Here is a 23,985-nt window from a genome sequence, read left to right on the forward strand (position 1 = left end):
TCCCTGAGCGTGAAAGTTAGCCGTTCCATAGACAGGCCGAATAACATGATTGTGACAGTCGGCTAAAGATGCCGCGTCGAAGATGGCCATCTGCGCTTGACCATGACGCCGAGCCGCTATTTGTTTGCGGCAGATTGCGCGTTTCCGTTCAAATTTGGGAGAGAGGATAATGGAATATCGTCTGCTTGGCCGTTCCGGCCTGAAGATTTCAACCGTGACCATGGGCACCATGACCTTCGGCGGCGTCGGCTGGGCGAAGGCGACCGGCAGCCAGGATGTGGCCGAAGCCAGCCGCCTCGTCGATCTCTGCCTCGATGCCGGCGTCAACCTGATCGATACCGCCGACGTCTATTCGGCCGGCGCCTCCGAGGAGATCATCGGCGAAGTGCTTGGCGGCAAGCGCAAGAACGGTGTCATGCTGGCCACCAAGGCACGCTTCCGCATGGGTGACGGCCCGAACGATGTCGGCTCCTCGCGCCAGCACCTGATCGAGGCCTGCGAAGCCAGCCTTCGCCGCATGAAGACCGATGTCATCGACCTCTACCAGCTGCATGAATGGGACGGCCAGACGCCGGTCGAGGAAACCATGGAAGCGCTCGATACGCTCGTGCGCCAGGGCAAGGTCCGCTATATCGGCTGCTCGAATTTCTCCGGCTGGCACATCATGAAGGCGCTCGGCGTCTCCAGAGAGCATAACTACCAGCGTTTTGTCAGCCAGCAGATCCACTACACGCTGGAAGCCCGCGATGCCGAATACGAGCTGCTGCCGGTGTCGATCGACCAGGGCCTCGGCGTCCTCGTCTGGAGCCCGCTGGCCGCCGGCCTGCTCTCCGGCAAGCACCGCCGCAACCAGGCGACGCCTGAGGGCACCCGCCAGTTCGCCGGCTGGCCCGAGCCGCCGATCCGCGATGAGAACCGTCTCTGGAATATCGTCGATACGCTGGTCTCGATCGCCGAAAGCCGCGGCGTCTCGGCAGCCCAGGTCGCTCTCGCCTGGCTGATCGGCCGCAGGACGGTGACCTCGGTCATCATCGGCGGCCGCACGGAAGCGCAGTTCAAGGACAATCTCGCCGCAGCCGACCTGAAACTGACCGCCGAAGAGCGCAAGCGCCTCGACGACGTCAGCGTCCCGCCGCTCCTCTACCCCTACTGGCACCAGCGCAACACGGCGAGCGACCGGCTGAGCGAGGCCGATCTCGAACTGATCGCCCCGCACCTGAACCAGTAAAAGTCAGAGATTGATCGGCGCCCTCCAGGCGCCGATTTGGCATCGGAGAACCGCTATCCGCCGAGTCCTTCAAGCACCTTCGTAAATCTCAAACCGGTATGTTCATACCCGCAACGCTTGTAGAGGCGGTGCGCGTCTTCGCGGCGGGAGTTGGGCTTCACCGTCGCGAGGCGGGCGCCGCGGTCATAGAGCCAGCGCTCGCCATGAGCGACCAACAATCCGGCAATGCCTTTTCCCCTGAAGTTCGAGGAAACGGCCAGCGCGACGATGGCACCATCAAGATCGTCCCGGTAGAGCGTTGGGGAGACGGACAAGCCAATCATTCCGGCAACTGTATCGTCTTCATCGGCGACAAATATAGCGTGGTCCTCACGGCCGCTCAGCCGCTCAAGTCGGGCAGTCATTCTGTCGGAGGTTGTCGGATAACCCAGTTCGGCCATCAGCCTCGCCAGCTCCTCGGCATCAGACAGAGTTGCCATCCTGACCTTGATCCCGCTCATCGTCGTTCCTCAACCTTCCGAAGCGGCGGGAAGATGCAACGCGAGGCGAGTCGATGCAACCAGGCATCCGACGAAAGGTCGCGTCGCACCAATCACGCAGACTATTCGCCCTAAAGCGCGCCGATCTCACCGGCGACCAGCTTGCCGAGACGGCCAATTCCCTCCTCGATCATCTGATCGTTGGCGCAGGAGAAGCTGAGGCGGATGGCGTTGGCGCCAGAGCCGTCGGCGAAGAAGGCCTTGCCGGGAACGAAGGCGACCCGCGTGGTCTCGATCGACTTGGCAAGCAGCGCTGCCCCATCCATACCCTCCGGCAGCGTGATCCAGATGAACATGCCGCCTTCCGGTTTCGTCCAGCTGACACCATCAGGCATGTGCCTGGCGAGTGCTGCCAGCATCGCATCGCGGCGATGGCCGTAGGCGGCCTTGATCTTGGCGACCTGCGCATCGAAACCGCGCTCGGCGACTTCGGCGATGGCGATCTGGTTGATCGTCGAGGAATGCAGGTCGGCCGCCTGTTTCATCAGCACCAGCTTGCGGATAACGGGGGCATTGGCGACGATGAAGCCGACGCGAAGGCCCGGCGCCAGCGTCTTCGAGAAGCTGCCGCAATAGATCGTGCGGGTATCGTTGATATGGCCCTTCTGGGCGATCTCAAGCGACAGGATCGGCGGGATCGCCTCGCCGTCGTAACGCAGGTTCTGATAGGCCGCGTCCTCGATGACGGCGATATCGAGATCTTCGGCCAGCGCCAGAACCTTCTCGCGGCCGTCGCGGTCGACAGTCTCGCCGGTCGGGTTGGAGAAGTCGGCGGAGAGATAGGCGAACTTCACCTTGCCGCCGTTCTGCGTGGCCGCCGCCTTGTAGCTCTCCGGCGTGCGGTTGCCGTTTGGCGTCAGCTGGTCGTAGGACGGCTCATAGGCGTTGAAGGCCTGAAGCGCGCCGAGATAGCTCGGCCACGTCACCAGCGCCGTATCCTTGGGCGACAGGAAGAGCTTGCCGAGATAATCGAGACCCTGCTGCGAACCGGAGACGATGAAGACGTTTTCGGCTTCGCAGGGGATGCCGAGACCGGCCATCTGCTTCACCAGCCATTCGCGCAGCGGCTTGTAGCCTTCGCTGACCGAATATTGCAGCGCCGCGTTGACCGCGCCGCTATCGAAAATCCCGGCATAGGCCGCCTTGAACTCCTTGTCCGGAAACAGCGCCGGATCCGGAATGCCGCCGGCAAAGGAGATGATATCAGGCTGATCGAGCAGTTTCAGCAGTTCACGGATTTCGGAAGCGCGCATGCGTGACGAGCGCGTCGCAAACATTTCATCCCAGTTCAGCATCGGGGTTTCCTCAGTCTCTTTTTATGATGCCGGCAGATCATCACGGCACAGAAATTATGTCAACAATGCTGACCTATTTTCTTGTCGCGGTGACAAGTTTGGGCGAATTGGCCCTCGAAAGGAGCACGGATGAGGAAACCGGGCCGAATTGTCCTGAACATTCGCCGCACCCAGTCATCATTCGCTGACGAAATGCCGAAACTCGCTGAAACAGACCTTTCCAAAACAGGTGCGGCAGCAGTAGTGTGCCGCGCATTATTCAATGGACTACCAAGGTGCCAGCAATGACCGCGACGTCGCCCTCTCCTGAAATCACAATCGAATTCCACAAATCTCCGGTCTCCGATGCCGACCGCATCAAGGCGATCGAAACACCCGGATTCGGCAAGGTCTTCACCGATCACATGGTCCTGGCAAAGTGGACAGCCGACAAGGGCTGGCACGACGCGAAGGTCACGGCTCGTCGCCCGCTGGAACTCGACCCCGCCAGCGCCGTGCTGCACTACGCCCAGGAAATCTTTGAGGGCATGAAGGCCTACAAGGCTGATGACGGCCGCGTCCTTCTCTTCCGTCCGGAAGAAAACGCCCGCCGCTTTGCCCAGTCGGCAGCCCGCATGGCAATGCCCGCCGTACCGGAAGATCTTTTCCTGAAGGCCGTCGAAGAGCTCGTCCGCGTCGACAAGAACTGGATCCCCTCGGGCGATGCCAGCCTCTACCTCCGCCCCTTCATGTTCGCCAACGAAGCCTTCCTCGGCGTTCGGCCGGCGCAGGAATATATCTTCTGCATCATCGCCTCGCCTGTTGGCGCTTATTTCAAGGGCGGCGCCAAGGCTGTGTCGCTCTGGGTCGAGACGGAATATACCCGCGCGGCCGCCGGCGGAACCGGTGCAGCGAAGTGCGGCGGCAACTATGCGGCCAGCCTCGTGGCCCAGGCCGAAGCCGCCAAGAAGGAATGCGACCAGGTCGTTTTCCTTGATGCAGCCGAACACCGCTGGGTCGAAGAACTCGGCGGCATGAACGTCTTCTTCGTGATGAACGACGGTACGGTCGTCACCCCGCCGCTCGGTGGCACGATCCTGCCGGGCATCACCCGCGCTTCGGTCATCGTGCTTGCCGAGGAAAAGGGCCTGCGCGTCGAACAGCGTCCCTATTCCTTCGACGAATGGCAGGCTGACGCCAAGAGCGGCAAGCTCGTCGAAGCCTTCGCCTGCGGCACGGCCGCCGTCCTCGCCGGTATCGGCCTCGTGCGCCATGCCGGCGGCGAGTTCCTGGTCGGCGACGGCCAGACCGGCAAGCTGACCACCGAACTGCGCCAGCAGCTCGTCGGCCTGCAGAAGGGCACCACCAATGACGAGCGCGGCTGGACCCGCCTCATTCCGGCTTGACCTTGCGTTAGCCGCAACGGACGAAACCACCTTCGAAACCGGGCTCCTCGCCCGGTTTCTTGCTATTGGAGAGGTCCCCAGCATGTCCAACGACGAAACCTCAGCCTTCTACGACGGCAATGCCGAAACCTACGCCTCCCGCGAGCGCCGTCTGCCAACAAAGCGCCTCGACGCCTTCCTCGCCGCACTCCCGGCAGGCGCAAAAATCCTCGAACTCGGCTGCGGCGGCGGGCAGGACAGCGCCTATATGCTGGGCAATGGTTTCGACGTGACGCCGACGGATGGATCGGCAGAGCTCGCCAGGCAGGCGGAAAAACTGATCGGCCGGCCGGTGACGGTCATGCGCTTTCAGGATCTGCAGGCCACCGGCGAATTCGACGGCGTCTGGGCGGAAGCCAGCCTGCTGCACGTTCCCCGCGACGAGCTGCCCGACGTCTTCTCCCGCATCCACAACGCGCTGAAACCGGGCGCTCCCCTGCATGCCAGCTTCAAGGCCGGAGAAGCCGAGGGACATGACGGCTTCGGCCGCTATTACAACTACCCCTCGCCCGATTGGCTCTCGCAGTGCCTGACCGCAGGCGGCTGGCGCGACATCGCGCTATCGGAAGCGGATGGCGGCGGCTACGACGGCAAGCCGACCCGCTGGCTCTTCCTCACCGCCCGGAAATGAAAAAGGCCGGAGCTTTCGCCCCGGCCTCTCGCAATATCAATCGCAGCAGCGATTAGTTGACCGACTTGTCGACCAGCTTGTTCTTGCCGATCCACGGCATCATGCCGCGGAGCTTGGCGCCAACTTCTTCGATCTGGTGGCTGTCGTTCATGCGGCGGATGCCCTTGAAGCGCGAGCCGCCAGCACGGTATTCCTGCATCCAGTCGGACGTGAACTTGCCGGTCTGGATGTCGTGCAGGACGCGCTTCATTTCAGCCTTGGTTTCAGCCGTGATGATGCGCGGGCCGGTGACGTATTCGCCCCATTCTGCCGTGTTCGAGATCGAGTAGTTCATGTTGGCGATACCGCCTTCATAGATCAGATCGACGATCAGCTTCACTTCGTGCAGGCACTCGAAATAGGCCATCTCCGGAGCGTAGCCGGCTTCGGTCAGGGTTTCGAAACCAGCGCGGATGAGCTCGACGAGACCGCCGCAGAGAACGACCTGTTCGCCGAAGAGATCGGTTTCGCACTCTTCGCGGAAGTTGGTTTCGATGATGCCCGAACGGCCGCCGCCGACGCCGCAGGCGTAGGAGAGAGCGAGTTCAAGAGCGTTGCCCGAAGCGTTCTGGTGAACGGCAACGAGGCAGGGAACGCCGCCGCCCTTCTGGTATTCGCCGCGAACCGTGTGGCCCGGGCCCTTCGGCGCGATCATGACGATGTCGACCGAGGCCTTCGGCTCGATGAGGCCGAAATGGATGTTGAGGCCGTGTGCGAAAGCGATCGCGGCGCCATCACGGATGTTGGCGGCGATGTCGGCCTTGTAGATGTCGGCCTGCAGTTCGTCCGGAGTGGCCATCATCATCAGGTCGGCCCAGCCGGCAGCTTCGGCAACGGTCATGACCTTGAAGCCATCGGCTTCGGCCTTCTTGATCGTCGGCGAACCGGCCTTGAGGCCGATGACGACGTTCTGTGCACCGCTGTCCTTCAGGTTCAGCGCGTGGGCGCGGCCCTGCGAACCGTAGCCGATGATGGCGACCTTCTTGGACTTGATCAGGTTGAGATCGGCATCACGATCGTAATAGACGCGCATTGTAGAGTTCCTTCCCTTTTGCTTGTCGCATCGTTTGATAGACGCGGAGATCAGGCGAGTGCCGGCATCTCCGCAAGAACCTTCTCCGTGCCGTAAAGGCGCAGGAAAGCGGTGACCGCCTTCTCCGCCTGACGGCCCGTATCCTTGAGGCCCGGTTCGCCGAGCAGCATGCGCACATGCAGGTCGGAGACAACAAGGCCATAAAGCGTGTGATATGCCTCGTCGGCATCATGAAAGCGTAATAGCCCTGCCCGCTTGCCGGCATCGATCAGCGCCATGGCGCGGCGGTCGATCTGGCGGCGGCCGCGTTCGAGCAGCAGCTTGCCGAGCTTGGAGCCATCGCGATGGGACTGGCCGATCGCCAGGCGGTTCAGCGCCAGCGACACGTCGCCGGCCAGAACTTCCAGGAGATCGCGGGCAAAGATGACGACGTGGTCGTGCAGGCTGGCCGACGTCAGGCGCTCGCCGTTGCGCTCGAAGGTGCGCACCTTGCTGGCCTGATAGGCGATCATCGCCGACAACAGGCCGTCTCGATCGCCAAACCACTTGTAAAGGCTTTCCTTCGAGCAGTTGGCGGCACGCGCCACACCCGAGGTGGTAAGCGCTTTTTCACCGCCATCGACGAGAAGCTGCAACGCCTGCTCCAGAACGGCGTTCTGACGCGGCGAAAATTCGCTGGGCTCCAAGGTTTCGGCAGACACGATAAGCACTCCCCAATACGTACCGTACGGTACGGTTCGCGGCGTGTTATGAACGAGGTGCTTTTCGCCGTCAAGCGAAATTCGTTGCTGCGACGCATCAAAAGAAAAGCGTTACTCGGCGGCCATCTGCCCGCGCATCGCCTCGATGTCCTTCAGCGGCGGCAGACCGTAGAGACGGCTATATTCGCGGCTGAATTGCGACGGGCTCTGATAGCCGACGCGATATCCCGCCGTCGCGACATCGACATGCTCAGTCAGCAGCAGCCGGCGCGCCTCATGCAGACGCAACTGCTTCTGATATTGCATCGGCGTCATCGCCGTGACCGCCTTGAAGTGGTGATGCAGCGACGACGCGCTCATGCTGACGTGGTCGGCCAGGTCCTCGATGCGCAGCGGCTGGACGAAATTGGTGCGCAGCCAGGCGACGGCCCGGGCAACCTTGTGGCTCTGGCTTTCGGCAAGCGTCATGTCGAGCAGCCGCGGACCATCGGGGCCGCTCAGCAGGCGATAGGAGATCTCCTGCTCGATCAGCGGCGCCATCGCCGGAATGTCCTGCGGATTATCGAGCAAGCGCAGCAGCCGGGCCGAGGCATCGAGCAGCTCCGGCGGCGCCGTCTTGACCACCAGACCGCGGGCATCGTCAGGCGATGGCGGCACGCGCTGGATCCTGGTCTTTGACAGGAGATCGCTGAGCTTTTCGCTGTCGATGAACAGCGTGAAGCAGAGATAGGGAATATCGGCCGTCGCCTGCGTCACATGCGAGGCAACGGGCAGGTCGAGCGAGGTCAGCACATATTGCCCGGCGCCATAGACATGCACGTCGGAGCCGACCATCAGCCGCTTGCTTCCCTGCAGGACCAGCGAGAATCCGGGCTTATAGGCCATGTGCTGCAGCCGCGTCGGACAGCTGCCCTTGAAGACGTGCAGATTCTCGATCGCCGTCTCGGAATCCCCGTCTTTCCTGGCGTAACGGGCAATGATCGATGTCATTTCATCGAAGGGGCCAACATGTAACGTCATAACATTACCATTTGTTTTCTTGATGTTACGCCACAGGCGCTTGGCCAGATCATGGAGCGGATGGCGTTTCGGCGCAAGGAGATTTGCAGGATCGTACAAGAAGCTTGCAGGATCGCTATACCGCTTGCCGCAAGACCGGGGCATAGTCCGCCATCCCTTCCACCCTCCTGAAAAGAAGGAACTACCCCATGCCAATCGCAAGAGGCTATGCCGCTACCGACGCATCCAAGCCGTTGACGCCGTTCACCTTCGAACGCCGTGAACCGAATGCCGACGACGTCGTCATCGACATCAAATATGCCGGCATCTGCCATTCGGACATCCATACCGTCCGCAACGAGTGGAAGAACGCCGTCTATCCGATCGTGCCGGGCCATGAGATCGCCGGTATCGTCACCGCCGTCGGCGCCAACGTCACCAAGTACAAGGTCGGCGACCACGTCGGCGTCGGCTGCTTCGTCGACAGCTGCGTCGGCTGCGCCAGCCGCGATGTCGACAACGAGCAGTATATGCCCGGCCTCGTCGGCACCTACAACAGCGTCGAAGCCGATGGCAAGACGGCGACCCAGGGCGGCTATTCCGACTCGATCGTCGTCAAGGAAGGCTATGTCCTGTCGATCCCGGAAAACCTGCCGCTCGACGCCTCCGCGCCGCTGCTCTGCGCCGGCATCACCCTCTACTCGCCGCTCAAGCACTGGAATGCCGGCCCCGGCAAGAAGGTCGCGATCGTCGGCATGGGTGGCCTCGGCCATATGGGCGTGAAGATCGGCGCCGCCATGGGCGCTGACATCACCGTCCTCTCGCAGTCGCTGTCGAAGAAGGAAGACGGCCTGAAGCTCGGCGCCAAGGAATATTACGCGACGAACGATGCCGAGACCTTCACCAAGCTCGCCGGCACCTTCGACCTGATCATCTGCACGGTCAGCGCCGAAATCGACTGGAACGCCTATCTCGGCCTGCTCAAGGTCAACGGCTCGATGGTCGTCGTCGGCGCTCCGGAGAACCCGATCCCGGTCCACGCCTTCTCGCTGATCCCCGGCCGCAAGAGCATCTCCGGCTCGATGATCGGCTCGATCAAGGAAACCCAGGAAATGCTGGATTTCTGCGGCGAGCACAACATCGTCTCCGAAATCGAGAAGATCAACATCCAGCAGGTCAACGAAGCCTACGAGCGCGTTCTCAAGAGCGACGTCCGCTACCGCTTTGTCATCGACATCGCCTCGCTGGCGGCCTGATGCTTTTAGGGGTGGCGGCAGCTATCGCCGCCCCACCAAGTCCGTGCGCCACCAACCCGTCGCGCCCGGAGCCCCCTCACCCTACCCTCTCCCCGCCGGGGAGAGGGGAAGTCGGCGCGGAGGCAATCTCGGCATTTCCCTTCTCCCCAACGGGGAGAAGGTGGCCCGAAGGGTCGGATGAGGGGGCCAAGGGCACAACCTCGCCTTCAAGAAGCAAAAAACCCGCTTCCCCTAACTCTCCTCCCGCATCGTCTCCTTCTGCGTGATCAGCCGCGCGCTGTGCTGGCCGCTCAGATAGATCCACAGCCAGCTCCAGGCGACGGCGAAGCGTGAGCGGGTGCCGATCAGGAAATAGATGTGGGCGATGCCCCAGACCCACCAAGCGAGCCAGCCCTTCAGCTTGATCCTGCCGAAGTCCATGATCGCAGCACTCTGGCCGATCGTGGCAAGGCTGCCCTGATGCTGGTAGCGGAAGGCTGCGGGCGCCTGCCTCCCGGCGATCCTGGCGCGAATGACCTTCGCCACATAGGAACCCTGCTGCTTGGCCGCCGGCGCGATGCCGGGAACCGGTTTGCCATCCGCCTGGATCACCTGCGCGGTATCGCCGATGACGAAGACGTCAGGCAGCCCCGGCGCCGTCAAATCCTTCTCGACCACCGCCCGCCCTGCCCGGTCGGCGGCAACGCCCAGCCACTTCGCGGCCGCAGAGGCTTCGACACCGGCAGCCCAGACGATCGTCCGGCTGGCGATGAACTTCTCGCCGATCGACACGCCGTCGGCGCTGCAATTGGTCACCGGTTCGCGCAGATGCACCTCGACGCCGAGCTTCTCGAGCTCGCGCTGCGCATAGGCCGAGAGCTCCTCGGCAAAGGCGGGCAAGACGCGCGGCCCGGCCTCGATGAGCACGACGCGGGTCTTGCGTGTATCGATATTGCGGAATTCGCCCGGCAGCGTCTTGTGCGCCAGCTCGGCGATGATGCCGGCAAGCTCGACGCCGGTCGGTCCGGCACCGACGATCGCAAAGGTCAGCAGCGCCTCGCGGATGGCGGGATCGGCCTCGGTCTCGGCACGTTCGAAGGCCAGCAGCAGGCGCCGGCGGATCGTCGTCGCATCCTCGAGCGTCTTCAGGCCCGGCGCCACCGGCTCCCATTCGTCACGGCCGAAATAGGCATGGGTCGCCCCGGTCGCCAGCACCAGCGTATCGTAGGGCAAGGTCATTCCGTTGCGTAAGCTGACGGTCTTGGCCGCGCTGTCGACACCGGTGACTTCGCCGAGCAGCGTCGTCACGTCGGGACGATTGCCGTAGAGATGACGGATCGGCCAGGCGATCTCGGAGGTCGACAGGATGGTCGTGGCGACCTGATAGAGCAAAGGCTGGAAAAGATGATGGTTGCGCCGGTCGACGAGCGTGATTGCCGCGCCGGCACCCTTGAGATCATTGACGAGCTGCAGCCCGCCGAAACCGCCGCCGACAACGACGACGCGATGTTCGCTCATGACAACCCCCTTAAGCGTCATTCAGCCGACGCTAATGTCGTCACTTCCAGGGCAGTTTCAATGAACGTTTGCGAATAGCTCCCCTGCAGCTATCCGGCGTATCCGACAGGGATCGCCGTGCCACTCTTCAGGATCTCCATCGAGATCGAGGCCGAGACATCGAAGAGCTCGATCTTGCGGACGATCTGCTTGTAGATGACATCGTAATGCTCGACCCGCGGCAGGACGATCTTCAGGATATAATCGTGATTGCCCGTCAGCCGGTGCGCCTCGACGATCTCCGGCACGCTGCTGATCGCCTTGCGAAAGCTCTCGATCCATTCATCGGAATGATGCGCGGTCTTGATCAGCGCGAAGACGGTGGTCGGAACGCCCATCTTCTCCCGGTCGAGAACGACGATCCGGCGCGCAATATAGCCGCTCTCCTCCAGCCGCTGGATGCGGCGCGAACAGGCGGAGACCGAGAGCGACACCCGCTCGGCAAGCTCGCTGACGGATATCCCGGCATCCGCCTGCAGCAGGTCGAGAATCCTGCGGTCGCGATCATCAAGCATTGCCTCACCTCCATCATGCGCTCAATTTTTGCACGATCCGTCATTTCTCCACAAAATGGAAGCGCCGTGTCGCATTGCCGCTAAAACAATGCAAACATTCGGCGCGCGGTGTGCGGCATGATTTGCACATCGAATACATGACATGGGAGAACGGAAATGCGCACAATCGGCCTGATCGGCGGCATGAGCTTCGAGAGCTCTGCAGTCTATTACCGGATGATCAACGAGATGGTGCGCGAGCGCTGCGGCGGCCTGTCCTCGGCCGAACTGCTAATGCATTCCGTCAACTTCGAAGACATCGTCGCCATGCAGAAGGCCGGCGACTGGGATGGCGCCGCCCGCCGCCTGGGCGACGTGGCCCTGAAACTGCAGATCGCCGGCGCCGAGAGCATCCTCATCTGCACCAACACCATGCATCTGATTGCCGACAGGGTCGCAGCCCGCATCTCCGTGCCGCTGATCCACATCATCGACGAAACGGCAGCCTCGCTGAAGGCGGCCGGCCGCAAGCGCCCGCTGCTGCTCGCCACGCGCTACACGATGGAGCATGGCTTCTATGCCGATCGCATGAAGAACCTCGGCGTCGAGATCGTCGTTCCCGAAGCCGAAGACCGGACCGTCGTTCACGACATCATCTTCAACGAGCTCTGCGCCGGCAAGGTGCTGGACAGCTCGCGCCAGAAGCTGATGCAGATCATCGAGCGCGAGAAGGCCAAAGGCGCCGACAGCATCATTCTCGGCTGCACCGAGATCTGCCTGATCCTCGACCCCGACAACCTGCCCCTGCCCGGCTTCGATACCACGGCGATCCACGCCCAGGCCGCCGTTGGCTTTTCCATCGGCGACGAGCGCAAGCAGAAAGCCGCTTGAGCATTTGGTTGACTCAGTCAAATAAATAATGGACAAAATCTTCGACAGGAGATTTTGTCCATGACCGATTCCGCGCTCATCAAAGCCGCCCGCGACTTCAACCGCTTCTACACCAACTTCCTCGGCGTCCTGAACAAGGCCTATCTCGATACGCCCTTCACGCTGACCGATGCGCGGGTACTGTTCGAGATCGGCTCGCACAAGGGCATCAGCGCCACCACGCTTGCCTCTGATCTGCAGCTCGACCCCGCCTATCTTAGCCGAATCCTCAAGCGCTTCCGCGCCGAAGACCTGATCGAGACCAAAGTCGACGAGAGCGACAGGCGCAGCCAGATCATCCACGTCACCGAGAAGGGACAGCAGCAGTTCGAAGAGTTCGGCCGCCGCTCCAACGCCCAGCTTGCGGAGCGTTTCGTGACACTGGCAGATGGCGAGCCGCAGAGCGTCGTTAGCGCCATGCAGACAATCCGCTCGCTGCTCGACCCCAAAGCCAAGTCTCCGGCCCCGATCATCCGCGCCCACCGCCCCGGCGATATCGGCTGGATCGTCCAGAGCCAGGCCAAGGCCTATACCGAGGAATATGGCTGGGACATGCGCTTCGAAGGCCTCGTCGCCGAGGTCGCCGGCAAGTTCCTGGCGCATTTCGATCCGGCCATGGAATATTGCTGGATCGCCGAGCGCAACGGCATCAACATCGGCTCGATCCTGATCACCAATGGCGGCGATGGCATCGCCAAGCTGCGGCTGCTCTATGTCGACAAGGCCGCCCGCGGCCTCGGACTTGGAAAGACGCTGGTCAACGAATGCATCCGCTTCGCAAAAGCAAAGGGTTACCGGCAGATTTCGCTCTGGACCAACGACGTCCTCCACCCGGCTCGCGCCATCTATGTGAAGGCCGGATTCAGGCTTGTCTCCGAAGAGAGACACCGCATGTTCGGCCCGGAGGAGAACGGCCAGACCTGGGTCCTCGAGCTCTAGGGTCAATCGATTGGTGCTCTGACGCTTGTGCATCGTAAAAATTTCACTTGATTTGGAAACGATCATTTCCTAATTGAGTGAACCATGACGACGCTCGCCCCCGAAGACGTAAGCCGCAGCCGCGGCCGCCCGCGCGAATTCGATATGGATGCCGCCCTCGACAAGGCGCTTCTGGTGTTTTCCGAACGCGGCTACCACGCCACCTCGATCAGCGAACTGACCGAGGCCATGGGGCTCACCTCCGGCAGCGTCTACAAGGCCTTCAAGGACAAGCGCGGCGTCTTTCTCGCCGCCTTCGACCGCTACCGCGCCATCCGCCGCGGCAAGATCAGCGAAAGCATGATCGGCGCCGAAACCGGCCGCGACAAGCTCAGGGCCCTGCTCGGCCTCTACGCCGTCTCCTCGCATGGCGAATCCGGCCGCCGCGGCTGTCTCGTCGTCGGCAGCGCCAATGAAATCTCGACCTTCGACGCCGAGGCCGCCAAGCGCATCGAGGATGCCTATACGTCGAACGAGGAGTTCATCCTCGATCTCATCATTATCGGTCAGGCCGACGGCTCCATCTCGCCGTCCGTCGATCCGGCCGCAGCGGCGATCAGCCTCCTCTGCGTGATGAACGGCATGCGCATCGTCGGCAAGACCGGCAGCACGGCGGCCGAAATGAATGCCGTGGCCGAAACCGCGATGAAATTACTGACCTGATTCCACCCGCCCGAAACGGGTGGCCTGAACCGACTTTTTATACCGATCCTCCCCCAGATCCGCATATTGGAGTTCTTATGAGCATTTCCTCGGCAACGGACGAGACGGCCGCCTCCCCGGCAATCTCGTCGCTGATGACATTTCTGTTCGCAGCCACTTGCGGCCTCGTCGCCGCCAACCTCTATTACGGCCAGCCGCTGGCCGGCCCGATCAGCGCCGATCTCGGCTTCACCCCGGCCGCCACGGGCCTGATCGTCACGCTCACCCAGATCGGCTACGGCCTCGGCCTGCTGCTGCTCGTTCCGCTTGGCGACCTCCTGGAAAACCGCCGCCTCGTGCTTGTGCTGATCGCCGCCTCCGCCGTCGCCCTCGTCGGCGCCTCGTTCGCCTCCACGCCCTCGCTCTTCCTGCTCGCCTCTCTCTGTATCGGCCTTTCCTCGGTCGCCGTTCAGGTCGTCGTGCCCTTCGCCGCCCATATGGCGCCGGATGAAAGCCGCGGCCGCGTCGTCGGCAATGTCATGAGCGGCCTGCTCTGCGGCATCATGTTGGCGCGGCCCTTCGCCAGCTTTGTCGCCGAGGCCTCGTCCTGGCACATGGTCTATTACGTCACCGCCGTCATCATGGTGCTGCTCGTCCTGCTGCTGCGCGCCACACTGCCGGTTCGCAAGCCGCATACGAAGCTCAGCTACGGCGCACTGCTCGCCTCGATGGGCCACCTGGCGCTGACCTCGCGGGTCCTGCAACGCCGCGCACTCTACCAGGCCGGCATGTTCGGCGCCTTCAGCCTGTTCTGGACGACGACACCGCTGCTGCTCGCTAGCCCCGCCTTCGGCTTTACGCAGAACGGCATTGCCGTCTTCGCGCTTGCCGGTGCCGCCGGTGCGATCGCCTCGCCGATTGCCGGCCGCCTCGCTGACCGCGGCATGACCAAGGCCGCCTCGACGCTCGCCATGCTGCTCGGCATGGGCTCGTTCCTGGTCAGCCATTTCGCAACGGATGGTTCGACGCTGGCGATCGGCCTGCTGACGGCTTCCGCAATCCTGCTTGATTTCGGTGTCACCACCAATCTCGTCTGCAGCCAGCGTGCGATCTATGCGATCAGCGCCGAGCACCGCAGCCGCCTCAACGGCCTGTTCATGGCAACCTTCTTTGCAGGGGGTGCCATCGGCTCGGCCCTCGGCGGCTGGGCCTATGCAACGGGCGGCTGGACGATGACGGCCTGGATCGGCTTCTGCTTCCCGGCTTTCGCCTTCCTGCTCTTCCTCACCGAGGGACGCGGCAAGTAAGCCGCGTCTCAGCCTTCCGCGGCATCGAAGCGGAGACGGGCGGCACGAACCGCATCATGGTTCGCTTCCGCCCAGTTCAACAGCGGCGCCATCGTCGCATAGAGCGAACGCCCGAGATCGGTGATGCGATATTCGACGCTCGGCGGCTTGGTCGGAAAAACCTCGCGCTCGATATAGCCGTCCCGCTGCAGGTCGCGCAGCGTCTGCGTCAGCATGCGCTGCGAGATATCCGGGATCTTCCGCCGCAGCTCGCCGAAGCGATAGGGCCGCGCCGACAAGGCCTCGATCATCAGCGTCGACCACTTCCCGCCGATCTGCTGCATCATGTCCCGGACCGGACAGTTATCGAAATTCAGCTCGCCGAAATCGATCTCGCGGCGAATGCCGGATGCCGCTTTGCTTTTCAGGTTGACGACCGCGCCGCTCATGGGGTGGTTCCCTTTTGGTAACGTATGGCGCCAAAACTGCCTTCTTTACAGAACGCGGTCAATTCCTATTTTAGAGCTACTCTCTTTTTGAGACCACCAAGAGGAAGACCATGAGCGATACCATTCTCGTCACCGGCGCAGCCGGCCAGCTCGGCCAGCGCGTTGTCCACCACCTGCTCGAAACCTACAAGGTTCCGGCCAGCAAGATCATCGCCGCAACCCGCGATCCGTCGAAGCTCGCTGATCTCGCCACCAAGGGCGTCGCCACCCGCAAGGCCGATTTCGATGATGCCGCCGGTCTCGTCTCCGCCTTCGAGGGCGCCGGTACCGTTCTCATCATCAGCACCGATGCGCTCGCCGTTCCCGGCCAGCGCCTGAAGCAGCACACCGCTGCCGTCAACGCCGCTGCAAAGGCCGGCGTCAAGCATGTCGCCTATACGTCGATGCCCTCGCCCGACAAATCGCTGGTCACCTTCGCGCCCGACCATCTCGGCACCGAGAATGCCATCAAGGCAAGCGGCGTGCCCTACACGATCCTGCGTGACGCCTGGTACTTCGACAATTTCATGATGTCGCTGCCGCATAATCTCGAAGGCGGCAAGTGGTACACGGCGACCAAGGGCGGCAAGGTGCCCTACATCACCCGCGAAGACTGCGCCCTCGCGATCGCCGCCGCCCTCGTCGGCAAGCCCGAGAACAAGACCTACACGCTGACGGGATCGACCTCTTACTCGATCGCCGATGTCGCCTCCGCCGTCACCGCCATCACCGGCCGCCCGCTCGAAGTGATCGATGTCACCGACGAGCAGCTTTCCGCCGGCCTGACCGGCGCCGGTCTGCCGTCCTTCGTCGTCGACATGCTGGTATCGGCCGACGCCAATATCCGCGCCGGCAATTTCGATAGCCTCAGCGGCGACTTCACGACGCTGACCGGCAAGGAGCCTCAGACGCTCCGCAAGTTCATCGAAGACCGCAAGGCAGCGCTCACCGCCTGATTGCAGGCGAAAAGAGTGCTGAAGGAGAGCCCGCTGCGCACCACCGCGGCGGGCTTTTCGCATCAGACCTTCTGGCCGCAGGCGCGGCAGAAGCGGCGGACGGTTTCCGCCATGCCATATTCCAGCGCATCCGCCGTCAGCCCATGGCCGATCGAAACTTCGGCGAGCTTCGGAATGCGCTTCACCAGCGGCGGCAGATTGGCGACCGTCAGGTCGTGGCCGGCATTGACGCCGAGACCGATCGCCAGCGCCGCATCCGCCGTCTTTCCAAGCCCTTCGAGGATCGGTCCGATCCGCTCCGGCGCATCGTAGCAGCCGCCGTATGGGCCGGTGTAAAGCTCGATGCGATCGGCGCCGACCGCCTTGGCGATCTTCACCGCCTCGACATCGCCGTCGCCATCGGCAAACAGCGAAACGCGCGTGCCCATTTTCTTCAGCTTGGCAATGACGTCCGTGAGCAGGGCTTCGTCCTTGCGGAAATTCCAGCCGTGGTCGGATGTCGCCTGGCTGGGATCATCGGGAACCAGCGTCACCTGCTCCGGCGCCGCGCTGCGGCAGAGCTCCAGGAAATCTTCGGTCGGATAGCCCTCGATATTGAACTCGGCTTCCGGAAACTCGTCGTCGATCAGGTTGCGGATCGCCGGCAGGTCGGAAAAGCGGATATGGCGCTGGTCCGGCCGCGGATGTACCGTCAGCCCGCTAGCTCCCGCCTTCAGCGCGATCCGCCCCAGCGCTTCGACGCTCGGCCACGGCAGATCGCGGCGATTGCGCAGCATGGCGATGGCGTTGAGGTTCACGGAAAGCGTTGTCGGCATGGCGATGATCCATTCGGTGTCGGGGCGTGCTCCGCTTTTATGCCAACGGCGCCCTCAAGGCCAACGAGATTCGCAGATGACCGCATGCAAATCTGTGATGCTTCACGCTGCGTGATGTCTTCAGTACCGCTTTGAGTATTTCCCGTTCAGCTGGAAGAAATCTTTTCGCTCCCGCAAACGGCATCCGGCTATCTTTTCTCGGCATTCCGGGCATTCCGGCACTCATTGCTATCCTATTTAAAAACGATTATTTTTAGCACTTACAAAAAAGACCGTTCACGCATAACGTGAAGAATATGGTTCGAGTTTAGTACGCCGCGTACTGCTTCCTTACCCAACGACAAGAACGCCTCGAGGAAAACCCCACTCCACAGCGCCGTCGAAGCAACTGGCAACCGCATGAGGTGCAACAGTATGCCCTAGGAGGGTTCATGCCAGACGGTTCCAAACGCATGTTTGCTGCCGCCGGCAACGCTTCGGAGGCCCGGTCCAAATACCGGTTCCTGCCTTCTGCCGCGCTGCCGCCGGATCTCCCTGATGGACCGGTGCCCATCGCCGACATGGCGAATGCATTCGGTGTCACCCACAGGACCTTACATTTCTACGAGGAAAAGGGCCTGCTCTCGGCCAACCGCATAGGCCTGATGCGTGTCTACGGCCAGGACGACGTGATGCGCATGGCCGTCATCAACGTCTGCCGCGAAACCGGCATGCCGATCGCCGTCATCCAGGATCTGATGGACGAGCTGCGCCGCGCCCGCTCGCAGGACGAGGCCGAGGCGATGTTCCGCGAAGCGCTCGGCGTCCGTAAGCGAGAGCTGACGGCCGAAATGTCCACCCTGCACCGCCAGCTCCAGCAGGTTGGGGACCTGCTCGATCTCGACGCCCAGGGCGACATGCCGCCGCTGAACGACAACGATGATCCGGCCGGTCTCTCGGACAAGGAACGCCGTTGCCTGTCGCTGATGGCCGAGGGCTATTCGACGCAACGCATCGCCAGGGCATTGGATCTCACCCATGACGAGGCAAAGGCGCTCGAATCCGCGATCATCCTGAAGTTCAGGGCAAACAACCGCTTCCAGGCGATCGCCAAGGCCGTCCTGCTCGGTATCGTTCAGGTCTGACGGAAACATAACAACAGGAACGGCGCCGCCACGCCTGTCCAACTACCGCACGATCGTCAGCGTCTCCGCCGCGCGGGTAATCGCCGTGTAGAGCCAGCGCTCGCGCGTATCGCGGAAAGCCCAGCTTTCATCGAACAGCACGACATTGTTCCACTGCGAACCCTGCGCCTTGTGGACGGTCAGCGCATAGCCGTAGTCGAACTCGTCATAGCGCTTGCGGGTATTCCAGGGGATCTCGCCCTCGACATCCTCGAAGGCCTGCTTCAATAGCTTGATCTTCGCCGCACCCCGATCCATGTCGTCGTCTTCAGGGCGGATCAACAGGTTGATACCCGGCTTCGTCGTCTCCTTCGACGACGTCATCACCTGCCAGAGCGAGCCGTTGAGCAGCCCCTTGGCCGGGTCGTTGCGCAGGCAGACGAGCTTGTCGCCGGTCTGCGGATAATCGGCCGAAAAGCCCTTCAGCTCGCGCAGCCGCTGGTTATAGCGCCGCCGCGTCCGGTTGGTGCCGACAAGCACCTGGTCGGCATCCATGACCAGCGCCTGATTGACCTCGTTCTTCGAGATCACCTGCGCAGCGCCGTAGTCGCCAAACATGATCTCGTTGCCCTCGCGCACCTGCATGGCGAGCTTGATGATCGGGTTGTCGCGCGCCTGGCGGTGGATATCCGTCAGCAGGTAATCGGGATCCTGATTGGTGAAATAGCCGCCACCCGACACCGGCGGCAACTGGCCGGGATCGCCGAGCACGAGGATCGGCGTGCCGAAGCTCATCAGGTCCCTGCCGAGCGCTTCATCGACCATCGAGCATTCGTCGACGATGATCAGCGCCGCCTTGGCGACCGGGCTCTGCCGGTTGATGGTGAACATCGGCGCGATCGAGGTCTTGCCGGTTTCCTCGTCCTCGACGGCTTCCTCGCCGCGCGGCCGGTAGATCAGTGAATGGATGGTCTTCGCATTCGAAGCACCGCGCGAGCGCAAAACCTGCGCCGCCTTGCCGGTGAAAGCCGCAAACAGCACGTCGCCATCGACATTCTCGGCAAAATGGCGCGCAAGCGTCGTCTTGCCCGTTCCGGCATAGCCGAAAAGACGGAAGAGCGGTGACCTGCCCTCCTTCAGCCATTTCGAAACGGCCTTCAGGGCTTCATCCTGTTGCGGAGCAAATTGCATGATGAGCGACTTGGCAGGATTCGCGAGCCGGACGCAAGGCGAAAACGCCCCTCAGTTGCGCAAGGCCGAGATTGAAAGGTGCCGCCCTCGCCCTTAGTCTCGCAGAGCTCGCATCGAAGGGGAATCGCGTGAAGAATATTGCAGGCCTTGCTCTGATCACGGCATCGCTCGTGATGCCCGCCGCCGCTCATGCGGACTGGCAGCCCGTCGAGCAGATCAAGACCTATGCGATATCGGGCCGGACAGGTGCCGAGCTCTACCAGTCGATCGGCGAGCGCGGCCCCGCTGCCGGCAATGGCCGGGTCATCGCCCACACGACCTTCAAGCTGACCTGGACCCGCAAATACGAGGTGCAGCCGGACAATGCCTGCAAGATCACGGTGGCGCGCCCCAAGCTGATCATCATCTACACGCTGCCGAAGCCATCGGTCGACCTGCCGCCTGCCGTCAAAGCCAGCTGGCAGAGCTTCCTTGCGGGCGTCGAGACGCACGAGCACTGGCATGGCGAGACGATCAAGGAGATGGTCAGAGAGATCGAAGCCTTCAGCTTCGGCCTGACGGCAGCCGACGATCCGCAATGCAAGAAGATCCGCGTCACCCTGCAGCAGCGGCTTGGCGAGCTTTCCGGCCACCAGCGCCAGCAGGGCCGGGATTTCGACAAGGTGGAGATGGGCGACGGCGGCAATGTCCAGACATTGATCCTGAAGCTGGTCAACGGCCCCTGATATCAGAAGGAAGGGATGTGACGGAGGTAGAGCGTCAGAATTCCGGCATCTATTCGGACCGCGCCTGCGCGCCGGAGGAAACGCTCGCCCGCATCGCCCCACTGCTCAGCCGCTACGGCATCACCCGCCTCGCCCGCGTCACCGGCCTCGATTGCATCGGCATCCCCGTCTGGAACGCCATCGTTCCCAACGCCCGCTCGATCGTCATCAACCAGGGCAAGGGTCTCACCGATACGGACGCAAAAGTGTCCGCCGCCATGGAAGCGCTGGAGCGCGCGATCGCAGGCGAGCCGCATCTGGCAGGCCGGTTTTCAACAGGCACCGAACTCTCCGCATCGGGCGCCCGCTGGCATCCGCTGAACGAATTGATAGCAGCCGGCCACAATGACATCGAAGCCGATGGGCTGCTGGAATGGGTCGCCGGCACGAGCCTGGAGGACGGTTCCACCATCTACGTCCCCAGGGACGCGATCCCGCTCGACCGCACGGTGTCCGACTGCCGCTTCTGGCAATCCTCCGACGGCCTCGCATCCGGCAACACCGTCGAGGAAGCGAGGCTCCATGCGCTTCTCGAACGGATCGAACGCGACGCCTACGCCCTGTGGCAGATGACACCGCCGGGCCAGATCGAAGCACTGTCACCTGAAACATTCGCCGATCCGGCGATCGACAGCCTTTGCGCGCGCATCGCCGCTGCCGGTCTTTCGCTCCGCCTCTTCGACGTCACCAGCGATATCGGCATCCCCTGCATCGCGGCCCTGCTCGGCCCCGGCAATGTCACCGAGGCAAGACATGTCCGCTTCGTCGACGTCACTCACGGATGCGGCTGCCACCCCAATCCCGTCCGCGCCGTCATCCGGGCCATCACCGAAGCCGCCCAGTCGCGCCTGACCTTCATCAGCGGCGCCCGGGACGATATCCTGCCCGAGGTCTTTGCGCGGCCGCTGCCGGAAGCGATACGAGCCCTGTTCGCCGCGCACGTCCGGGAAGTGGGGATCGCAAACAGCGACCTCCCGTTCGGCACCTCCGCGCTCCTCGCCCTGACCCTCGAAAAGCTCAGCGCCGCGGGCCTCGGTCCCGCCATCGCTGTCGAGCTCCAGGAGCCCGGCCTGCCGATTGCCGTCTCGAAAATCTTCATCCCCGCTCTCGAGAATCCCGAGGGCAATCGCAAGCACCGCTTTGGCCCGCGCGCCATCTCGCGATCGATGGAGTTCCTATGAAGACCGTCTTCGTCGGCCCGACGTTCCCGGATGCCAGCAAGCTTGCAGGCGGCGAGATCGATATCCGCCCTCCTGCATCGCAGGGCGACGTCTTCCGCGCGGTGAAAGACGGCGCGACCGTCATCGGCATCGTCGACGGCTATTTCGAATATGCCGCCCCCATCTGGCACAAGGAAATCCTTTTCGCCCTGTCGCAGGGCATCCGCGTCTTCGGCGCCGCCAGCATGGGCGCGCTCCGCGCCGCCGAATGCGCCGCCTATGGCATGACCGGCATCGGCCGGATCTATGAGATGTATGCGAGCGGCCAACTCGAAGACGACAGCGCCGTCGCCCAGCTGCATGCGCCGGGCGAACTCGGCTACCGCTCGCTCAGCGAACCGCTCGTCAATGTCGTGTCCACGCTTGGTGACATGCTAGCCCGCGGGTTGATCGGCCATGAGGAACAGCGGATCCTCGATGAAAGCGCTCGGGAAATATTCTTCAAACAGCGGACCTGGAAATCCATTCTGGCCGCAGCGCAAATCGAGGCTACGCGCGCTGAAGAGCTGACGCGATTGATCGCCGCCAATGCCATCGACCAGAAGCGCCGCGATGCCGAGGAACTGCTCGCGGCAGTGATTGCCGCTCCCGATACATATACGGCCCCGCCAGAGAACTGGCGCTTCAACAGGACCACGCTCTGGGACGCCCTCGAAAGAAATGCGTGACAGCGCGGAATAAAATCACCGCCCCGCGTGTCTCATGTCCGGCAAAGCAAGAAAGCCTGCCGAACGTGAGGAGAGACCCACATGAAGATCGTAACCTTCGCAACCGCATTTGCCGTTGCCGCAGCCGCTGCCACCGCCGCCTTTGCAGCCGCCCCCGTCCAGACCGTCGAATCCGCCAAGGGCAAGGTGCTCGCCGGCGAAAACGGCATGACGCTCTACACCTTCAAGAAGGACGCCAAGGACACGTCCAACTGCAATGGCGATTGCGCCAAGAACTGGCCGCCGCTCGCTGCCGCTGGCGATGCCAAGGCGGATGGGGCATATTCGGTCATCGATCGCAAGGACGGGACGAAACAGTGGGCCAAGGACGGCATGCCGCTCTACTTCTGGGTCAAGGACAAGAAGAAGGGCGATATCACCGGCGATGGCGTCGGCGGCAACTGGGACCTTGCCAAGCCCTGAGTATCGGCGCGTGAAAACACCCGCACCCGAGACATTCGAGGGCCAGATCCTGGCCCTCCTCCCCTCGCTCCGGCGCTATTCTCGAAGCCTGACCCGGTCGGATGCCGAAGGCGAGGATCTGCTGCAGGACTGCGTCGAAAAGGTGCTGGCCCGCCGCTCGCAATGGCGCGGCCTGAACCTGCGCGGCTGGGCGCTGACGATCATGACCAATCTCTACCGCAATGCCCGCCGCCCCGGCCCGCGCAGCATGACCGTCGATCTCGATACGGCAGAGAATATCGCCTCACCCGAGACGCCGTCCGATCCGCTGGAGCGCGCCCGCCTGGAAGATGCGCTGAACAGCCTATCGGAGGAAAACCGCGCCGTGCTGATGCTGGTCGTCATCGAGGGCTACACCTATAGCGAGGTTGCCGCCGCCCTCGACATCCCCATCGGCACGGTGATGTCGCGCCTGTCGCGCGCCCGCCAGCGCGTTGCCGAAAGAATGAAGGCCGATAATGTGATTACGCTTCGGAGACCGAAATGAGCGAGACCAACCCGACCGTGACCGAAGCGGACCTGCATGCCTTTGCCGACGGCCAGTTGGTGGAAGCCGACCGCGCCCGCATCGAGGCATGGCTGAAGGACAATCCCGATGAGGCCGCCGCCGTTGCCGAATGGCAATCGCAGAGCGCCGCAATCCAGAAGATGTTCGGCACCTATGCCGCAGCCCGCCCCGACGACGCGCTGCTCGTTACGCCTCGTGGCGCCCGGCCGTCATGGCCCCGCCGCGCCGCAATCGCCGCCTTCATCGCCGCGATCTTCGCCGCCGGTGCGCTGAGCGGCCATTACGGCCCTGCCCTGTTCGAAAAGCCGGAGCTGCAGCTGACGGCGTCCGAAACCCTGCCGCAGCAGGCCCAGAACGCTTTCCTGGTCTATGCCAGCGAAGTCCGCCACCCCGTCGAAGTCTTTGCCAACGAGGAAGCCCACCTCGCCACCTGGCTCGGCAAGCGGCTGGCGATCCAGAACCTGAAGGTGCCCGATCTGCAGGCACTCGGCTTCCACCTCGTCGGCGGCCGCCTGCTGCCGGTCGATGGCAAGCCGGGGGCGATGTTCATGTATGAGGATCAGGGCGGCGAGCGCCTGACGGTGCTGGTCGGCCGCAATGCCGGCAATCGCACCACAAGCTTCCGCTTCGCCTCCGCCGACAATCTGGAGACCTTCTACTGGATCGACGGCGAACTCGGCTATGCCGTCACCGGCGAAATCTCCCGCGACCTGCTGCGCCAGATCGCCGAAGAGTGTTACCGGCAATTCCCGTCCTAGGA

At 62.8% G+C, this 23,985-nt stretch carries 26 protein-coding genes; 16 read left to right on the plus strand and 10 right to left on the minus strand.

Annotated features, from left to right (window positions below; all coding sequences use genetic code 11):
- Positions 1–169: 169 nt before the first annotated feature.
- On the plus strand, positions 170–1,228 hold the full coding sequence (locus ACEN84_RS20460) for an aldo/keto reductase (RefSeq protein ID WP_413709722.1): 1,059 nt from the start codon (positions 170–172) through the stop codon (positions 1,226–1,228).
- A gap of 53 nt (positions 1,229–1,281) precedes the next feature.
- Here ACEN84_RS20460 and ACEN84_RS20465 read toward each other — a convergent pair whose 3' ends face one another.
- Together ACEN84_RS20465 and ACEN84_RS20470 are read right to left on the minus strand one after the other, a co-directional pair.
- The gene (locus tag ACEN84_RS20465; protein ID WP_413709723.1) at positions 1,282–1,728 is read right to left on the minus strand and encodes a GNAT family N-acetyltransferase; all 447 of its coding nucleotides are present in this window, start codon (positions 1,726–1,728) and stop codon (positions 1,282–1,284) included.
- Positions 1,729–1,838: 110 nt separating this feature from the next.
- Positions 1,839–3,062, minus strand: a complete 1,224-nt coding sequence (locus ACEN84_RS20470) for a PLP-dependent aminotransferase family protein (RefSeq protein ID WP_413709724.1) — start codon at positions 3,060–3,062, stop codon at positions 1,839–1,841.
- 284 nt (positions 3,063–3,346) lie between these two features.
- On the opposite strand from ACEN84_RS20470, the gene ACEN84_RS20475 reads away from it, so the two are divergent.
- Positions 3,347–4,447, plus strand: coding sequence for a branched-chain amino acid aminotransferase (locus ACEN84_RS20475; protein ID WP_413709725.1), 1,101 nt, complete (start codon positions 3,347–3,349; stop codon positions 4,445–4,447).
- 82 nt (positions 4,448–4,529) lie between these two features.
- The gene (locus ACEN84_RS20480) at positions 4,530–5,117 is read left to right on the plus strand and encodes a class I SAM-dependent methyltransferase (protein ID WP_413709726.1); all 588 of its coding nucleotides are present in this window, start codon (positions 4,530–4,532) and stop codon (positions 5,115–5,117) included.
- A 52-nt stretch (positions 5,118–5,169) separates the two neighbouring features.
- On the opposite strand, the gene ilvC is transcribed toward ACEN84_RS20480, so the two are convergent.
- The 3 genes from ilvC to ACEN84_RS20495 all read right to left on the minus strand — a co-directional run bounded on the left by ilvC (position 5,170) and on the right by ACEN84_RS20495 (position 7,910).
- Positions 5,170–6,189: a ketol-acid reductoisomerase gene (gene ilvC / locus ACEN84_RS20485; protein WP_112387060.1), complete on the minus strand. Its 1,020-nt coding sequence runs from the start codon at positions 6,187–6,189 to the stop codon at positions 5,170–5,172.
- Between the two features lie 50 nt (positions 6,190–6,239).
- The gene (locus ACEN84_RS20490) at positions 6,240–6,890 is read right to left on the minus strand and encodes a TetR/AcrR family transcriptional regulator (protein WP_112715303.1); all 651 of its coding nucleotides are present in this window, start codon (positions 6,888–6,890) and stop codon (positions 6,240–6,242) included.
- A gap of 111 nt (positions 6,891–7,001) precedes the next feature.
- Positions 7,002–7,910, minus strand: a complete 909-nt coding sequence (locus tag ACEN84_RS20495) for an AraC family transcriptional regulator (protein ID WP_130278063.1) — start codon at positions 7,908–7,910, stop codon at positions 7,002–7,004.
- A 188-nt stretch (positions 7,911–8,098) separates the two neighbouring features.
- Between ACEN84_RS20495 and ACEN84_RS20500 the strand changes: the two genes are divergently transcribed.
- Positions 8,099–9,145 carry an NAD(P)-dependent alcohol dehydrogenase gene (locus ACEN84_RS20500; protein ID WP_413709727.1) on the plus strand — a complete coding sequence of 349 codons (1,047 nt, stop codon included), beginning with the start codon at positions 8,099–8,101 and terminating at the stop codon, positions 9,143–9,145.
- A gap of 231 nt (positions 9,146–9,376) precedes the next feature.
- On the opposite strand, the gene ACEN84_RS20505 is transcribed toward ACEN84_RS20500, so the two are convergent.
- On the minus strand, positions 9,377–10,642 hold the full coding sequence (locus ACEN84_RS20505) for an NAD(P)/FAD-dependent oxidoreductase (RefSeq protein ID WP_413709728.1): 1,266 nt from the start codon (positions 10,640–10,642) through the stop codon (positions 9,377–9,379).
- An 89-nt stretch (positions 10,643–10,731) separates the two neighbouring features.
- The gene (locus ACEN84_RS20510; protein WP_112715307.1) at positions 10,732–11,196 is read right to left on the minus strand and encodes an Lrp/AsnC family transcriptional regulator; all 465 of its coding nucleotides are present in this window, start codon (positions 11,194–11,196) and stop codon (positions 10,732–10,734) included.
- Between the two features lie 156 nt (positions 11,197–11,352).
- On the opposite strand from ACEN84_RS20510, the gene ACEN84_RS20515 reads away from it, so the two are divergent.
- From ACEN84_RS20515 to ACEN84_RS20530, 4 genes are all read left to right on the plus strand, one after another.
- Positions 11,353–12,066, plus strand: a complete 714-nt coding sequence (locus ACEN84_RS20515; RefSeq protein WP_413709729.1) for an aspartate/glutamate racemase family protein — start codon at positions 11,353–11,355, stop codon at positions 12,064–12,066.
- A 60-nt stretch (positions 12,067–12,126) separates the two neighbouring features.
- Positions 12,127–13,044 carry a GNAT family N-acetyltransferase gene (locus tag ACEN84_RS20520; RefSeq protein WP_413709730.1) on the plus strand — a complete coding sequence of 306 codons (918 nt, stop codon included), beginning with the start codon at positions 12,127–12,129 and terminating at the stop codon, positions 13,042–13,044.
- An 84-nt stretch (positions 13,045–13,128) separates the two neighbouring features.
- The gene (locus tag ACEN84_RS20525; RefSeq protein WP_199629129.1) at positions 13,129–13,746 is read left to right on the plus strand and encodes a TetR/AcrR family transcriptional regulator; all 618 of its coding nucleotides are present in this window, start codon (positions 13,129–13,131) and stop codon (positions 13,744–13,746) included.
- Positions 13,747–13,823: 77 nt separating this feature from the next.
- Positions 13,824–15,032 carry an MFS transporter gene (locus ACEN84_RS20530; protein WP_413709731.1) on the plus strand — a complete coding sequence of 403 codons (1,209 nt, stop codon included), beginning with the start codon at positions 13,824–13,826 and terminating at the stop codon, positions 15,030–15,032.
- 8 nt (positions 15,033–15,040) lie between these two features.
- Here the strand turns inward: ACEN84_RS20530 and ACEN84_RS20535 are convergent, their stop codons facing one another.
- Positions 15,041–15,460, minus strand: coding sequence for a winged helix-turn-helix transcriptional regulator (locus ACEN84_RS20535; protein ID WP_112715317.1), 420 nt, complete (start codon positions 15,458–15,460; stop codon positions 15,041–15,043).
- Between the two features lie 110 nt (positions 15,461–15,570).
- Between ACEN84_RS20535 and ACEN84_RS20540 the strand changes: the two genes are divergently transcribed.
- Positions 15,571–16,455 (plus strand): SDR family oxidoreductase, encoded by an 885-nt coding sequence (locus ACEN84_RS20540; protein WP_413709732.1) that lies wholly within the window; start codon positions 15,571–15,573, stop codon positions 16,453–16,455.
- Positions 16,456–16,517: 62 nt separating this feature from the next.
- Here ACEN84_RS20540 and ACEN84_RS20545 read toward each other — a convergent pair whose 3' ends face one another.
- Positions 16,518–17,270: a pyridoxine 5'-phosphate synthase gene (locus ACEN84_RS20545; protein WP_413709733.1), complete on the minus strand. Its 753-nt coding sequence runs from the start codon at positions 17,268–17,270 to the stop codon at positions 16,518–16,520.
- Between the two features lie 431 nt (positions 17,271–17,701).
- Here ACEN84_RS20545 and ACEN84_RS20550 point away from each other — a divergent pair, with 431 nt between their 5' ends.
- Positions 17,702–18,394 carry a MerR family transcriptional regulator gene (locus tag ACEN84_RS20550; protein ID WP_112715323.1) on the plus strand — a complete coding sequence of 231 codons (693 nt, stop codon included), beginning with the start codon at positions 17,702–17,704 and terminating at the stop codon, positions 18,392–18,394.
- 42 nt (positions 18,395–18,436) lie between these two features.
- Here the strand turns inward: ACEN84_RS20550 and ACEN84_RS20555 are convergent, their stop codons facing one another.
- A complete protein-coding gene (locus ACEN84_RS20555) occupies positions 18,437–19,564 on the minus strand; it encodes an ATP-dependent DNA helicase (RefSeq protein WP_413709734.1) in 1,128 nt (375 codons plus the stop codon).
- 173 nt (positions 19,565–19,737) lie between these two features.
- Between ACEN84_RS20555 and ACEN84_RS20560 the strand changes: the two genes are divergently transcribed.
- The 6 genes from ACEN84_RS20560 to ACEN84_RS20585 all read left to right on the plus strand — a co-directional run bounded on the left by ACEN84_RS20560 (position 19,738) and on the right by ACEN84_RS20585 (position 23,983).
- Complete coding sequence (locus ACEN84_RS20560; RefSeq protein WP_413711332.1) at positions 19,738–20,289, plus strand: DUF922 domain-containing Zn-dependent protease; 552 nt, start codon at positions 19,738–19,740, stop codon at positions 20,287–20,289.
- 17 nt (positions 20,290–20,306) lie between these two features.
- The gene (locus ACEN84_RS20565; RefSeq protein ID WP_413709735.1) at positions 20,307–21,509 is read left to right on the plus strand and encodes a YcaO-like family protein; all 1,203 of its coding nucleotides are present in this window, start codon (positions 20,307–20,309) and stop codon (positions 21,507–21,509) included.
- On the plus strand, positions 21,506–22,216 hold the full coding sequence (locus ACEN84_RS20570; protein WP_413709736.1) for a TfuA-like protein: 711 nt from the start codon (positions 21,506–21,508) through the stop codon (positions 22,214–22,216). Before ACEN84_RS20565 ends, ACEN84_RS20570 begins: the two co-directional genes overlap by 4 nt.
- 81 nt (positions 22,217–22,297) lie before the next feature.
- A complete protein-coding gene (locus ACEN84_RS20575) occupies positions 22,298–22,678 on the plus strand; it encodes a hypothetical protein (protein ID WP_112715329.1) in 381 nt (126 codons plus the stop codon).
- A gap of 10 nt (positions 22,679–22,688) precedes the next feature.
- Positions 22,689–23,204: an RNA polymerase sigma factor gene (locus ACEN84_RS20580; RefSeq protein ID WP_413709737.1), complete on the plus strand. Its 516-nt coding sequence runs from the start codon at positions 22,689–22,691 to the stop codon at positions 23,202–23,204.
- Positions 23,201–23,983: an anti-sigma factor family protein gene (locus tag ACEN84_RS20585; protein WP_413709738.1), complete on the plus strand. Its 783-nt coding sequence runs from the start codon at positions 23,201–23,203 to the stop codon at positions 23,981–23,983. The genes ACEN84_RS20580 and ACEN84_RS20585 overlap by 4 nt, the downstream gene beginning before the upstream one ends.
- Positions 23,984–23,985 lie beyond the last annotated feature (2 nt).

Origin of the sequence: Rhizobium sp. Rhizsp82, from assembly GCF_047325115.1 — a bacterium.
GTDB lineage: Bacteria > Pseudomonadota > Alphaproteobacteria > Rhizobiales > Rhizobiaceae > Rhizobium.

Coding starts and splice junctions, on each gene's coding strand:
- ACEN84_RS20460 (WP_413709722.1), top strand. CDS start 170: ATGGAATATCGTCTGCTTGGCCGTTCCGGCCTGAAGATTTCAACCGTG.
- ACEN84_RS20465 (WP_413709723.1), bottom strand. CDS start 1,728: ATGAGCGGGATCAAGGTCAGGATGGCAACTCTGTCTGATGCCGAGGAG.
- ACEN84_RS20470 (WP_413709724.1), bottom strand. CDS start 3,062: ATGCTGAACTGGGATGAAATGTTTGCGACGCGCTCGTCACGCATGCGC.
- ACEN84_RS20475 (WP_413709725.1), top strand. CDS start 3,347: ATGACCGCGACGTCGCCCTCTCCTGAAATCACAATCGAATTCCACAAA.
- ACEN84_RS20480 (WP_413709726.1), top strand. CDS start 4,530: ATGTCCAACGACGAAACCTCAGCCTTCTACGACGGCAATGCCGAAACC.
- ilvC (WP_112387060.1), bottom strand. CDS start 6,189: ATGCGCGTCTATTACGATCGTGATGCCGATCTCAACCTGATCAAGTCC.
- ACEN84_RS20495 (WP_130278063.1), bottom strand. CDS start 7,910: ATGACGTTACATGTTGGCCCCTTCGATGAAATGACATCGATCATTGCC.
- ACEN84_RS20500 (WP_413709727.1), top strand. CDS start 8,099: ATGCCAATCGCAAGAGGCTATGCCGCTACCGACGCATCCAAGCCGTTG.
- ACEN84_RS20505 (WP_413709728.1), bottom strand. CDS start 10,642: ATGAGCGAACATCGCGTCGTCGTTGTCGGCGGCGGTTTCGGCGGGCTG.
- ACEN84_RS20510 (WP_112715307.1), bottom strand. CDS start 11,196: ATGCTTGATGATCGCGACCGCAGGATTCTCGACCTGCTGCAGGCGGAT.
- ACEN84_RS20515 (WP_413709729.1), top strand. CDS start 11,353: ATGCGCACAATCGGCCTGATCGGCGGCATGAGCTTCGAGAGCTCTGCA.
- ACEN84_RS20520 (WP_413709730.1), top strand. CDS start 12,127: ATGACCGATTCCGCGCTCATCAAAGCCGCCCGCGACTTCAACCGCTTC.
- ACEN84_RS20525 (WP_199629129.1), top strand. CDS start 13,129: ATGACGACGCTCGCCCCCGAAGACGTAAGCCGCAGCCGCGGCCGCCCG.
- ACEN84_RS20530 (WP_413709731.1), top strand. CDS start 13,824: ATGAGCATTTCCTCGGCAACGGACGAGACGGCCGCCTCCCCGGCAATC.
- ACEN84_RS20535 (WP_112715317.1), bottom strand. CDS start 15,460: ATGAGCGGCGCGGTCGTCAACCTGAAAAGCAAAGCGGCATCCGGCATT.
- ACEN84_RS20540 (WP_413709732.1), top strand. CDS start 15,571: ATGAGCGATACCATTCTCGTCACCGGCGCAGCCGGCCAGCTCGGCCAG.
- ACEN84_RS20545 (WP_413709733.1), bottom strand. CDS start 17,270: ATGCCGACAACGCTTTCCGTGAACCTCAACGCCATCGCCATGCTGCGC.
- ACEN84_RS20550 (WP_112715323.1), top strand. CDS start 17,702: ATGCCAGACGGTTCCAAACGCATGTTTGCTGCCGCCGGCAACGCTTCG.
- ACEN84_RS20555 (WP_413709734.1), bottom strand. CDS start 19,564: ATGCAATTTGCTCCGCAACAGGATGAAGCCCTGAAGGCCGTTTCGAAA.
- ACEN84_RS20560 (WP_413711332.1), top strand. CDS start 19,738: ATGCCCGCCGCCGCTCATGCGGACTGGCAGCCCGTCGAGCAGATCAAG.
- ACEN84_RS20570 (WP_413709736.1), top strand. CDS start 21,506: ATGAAGACCGTCTTCGTCGGCCCGACGTTCCCGGATGCCAGCAAGCTT.
- ACEN84_RS20575 (WP_112715329.1), top strand. CDS start 22,298: ATGAAGATCGTAACCTTCGCAACCGCATTTGCCGTTGCCGCAGCCGCT.
- ACEN84_RS20585 (WP_413709738.1), top strand. CDS start 23,201: ATGAGCGAGACCAACCCGACCGTGACCGAAGCGGACCTGCATGCCTTT.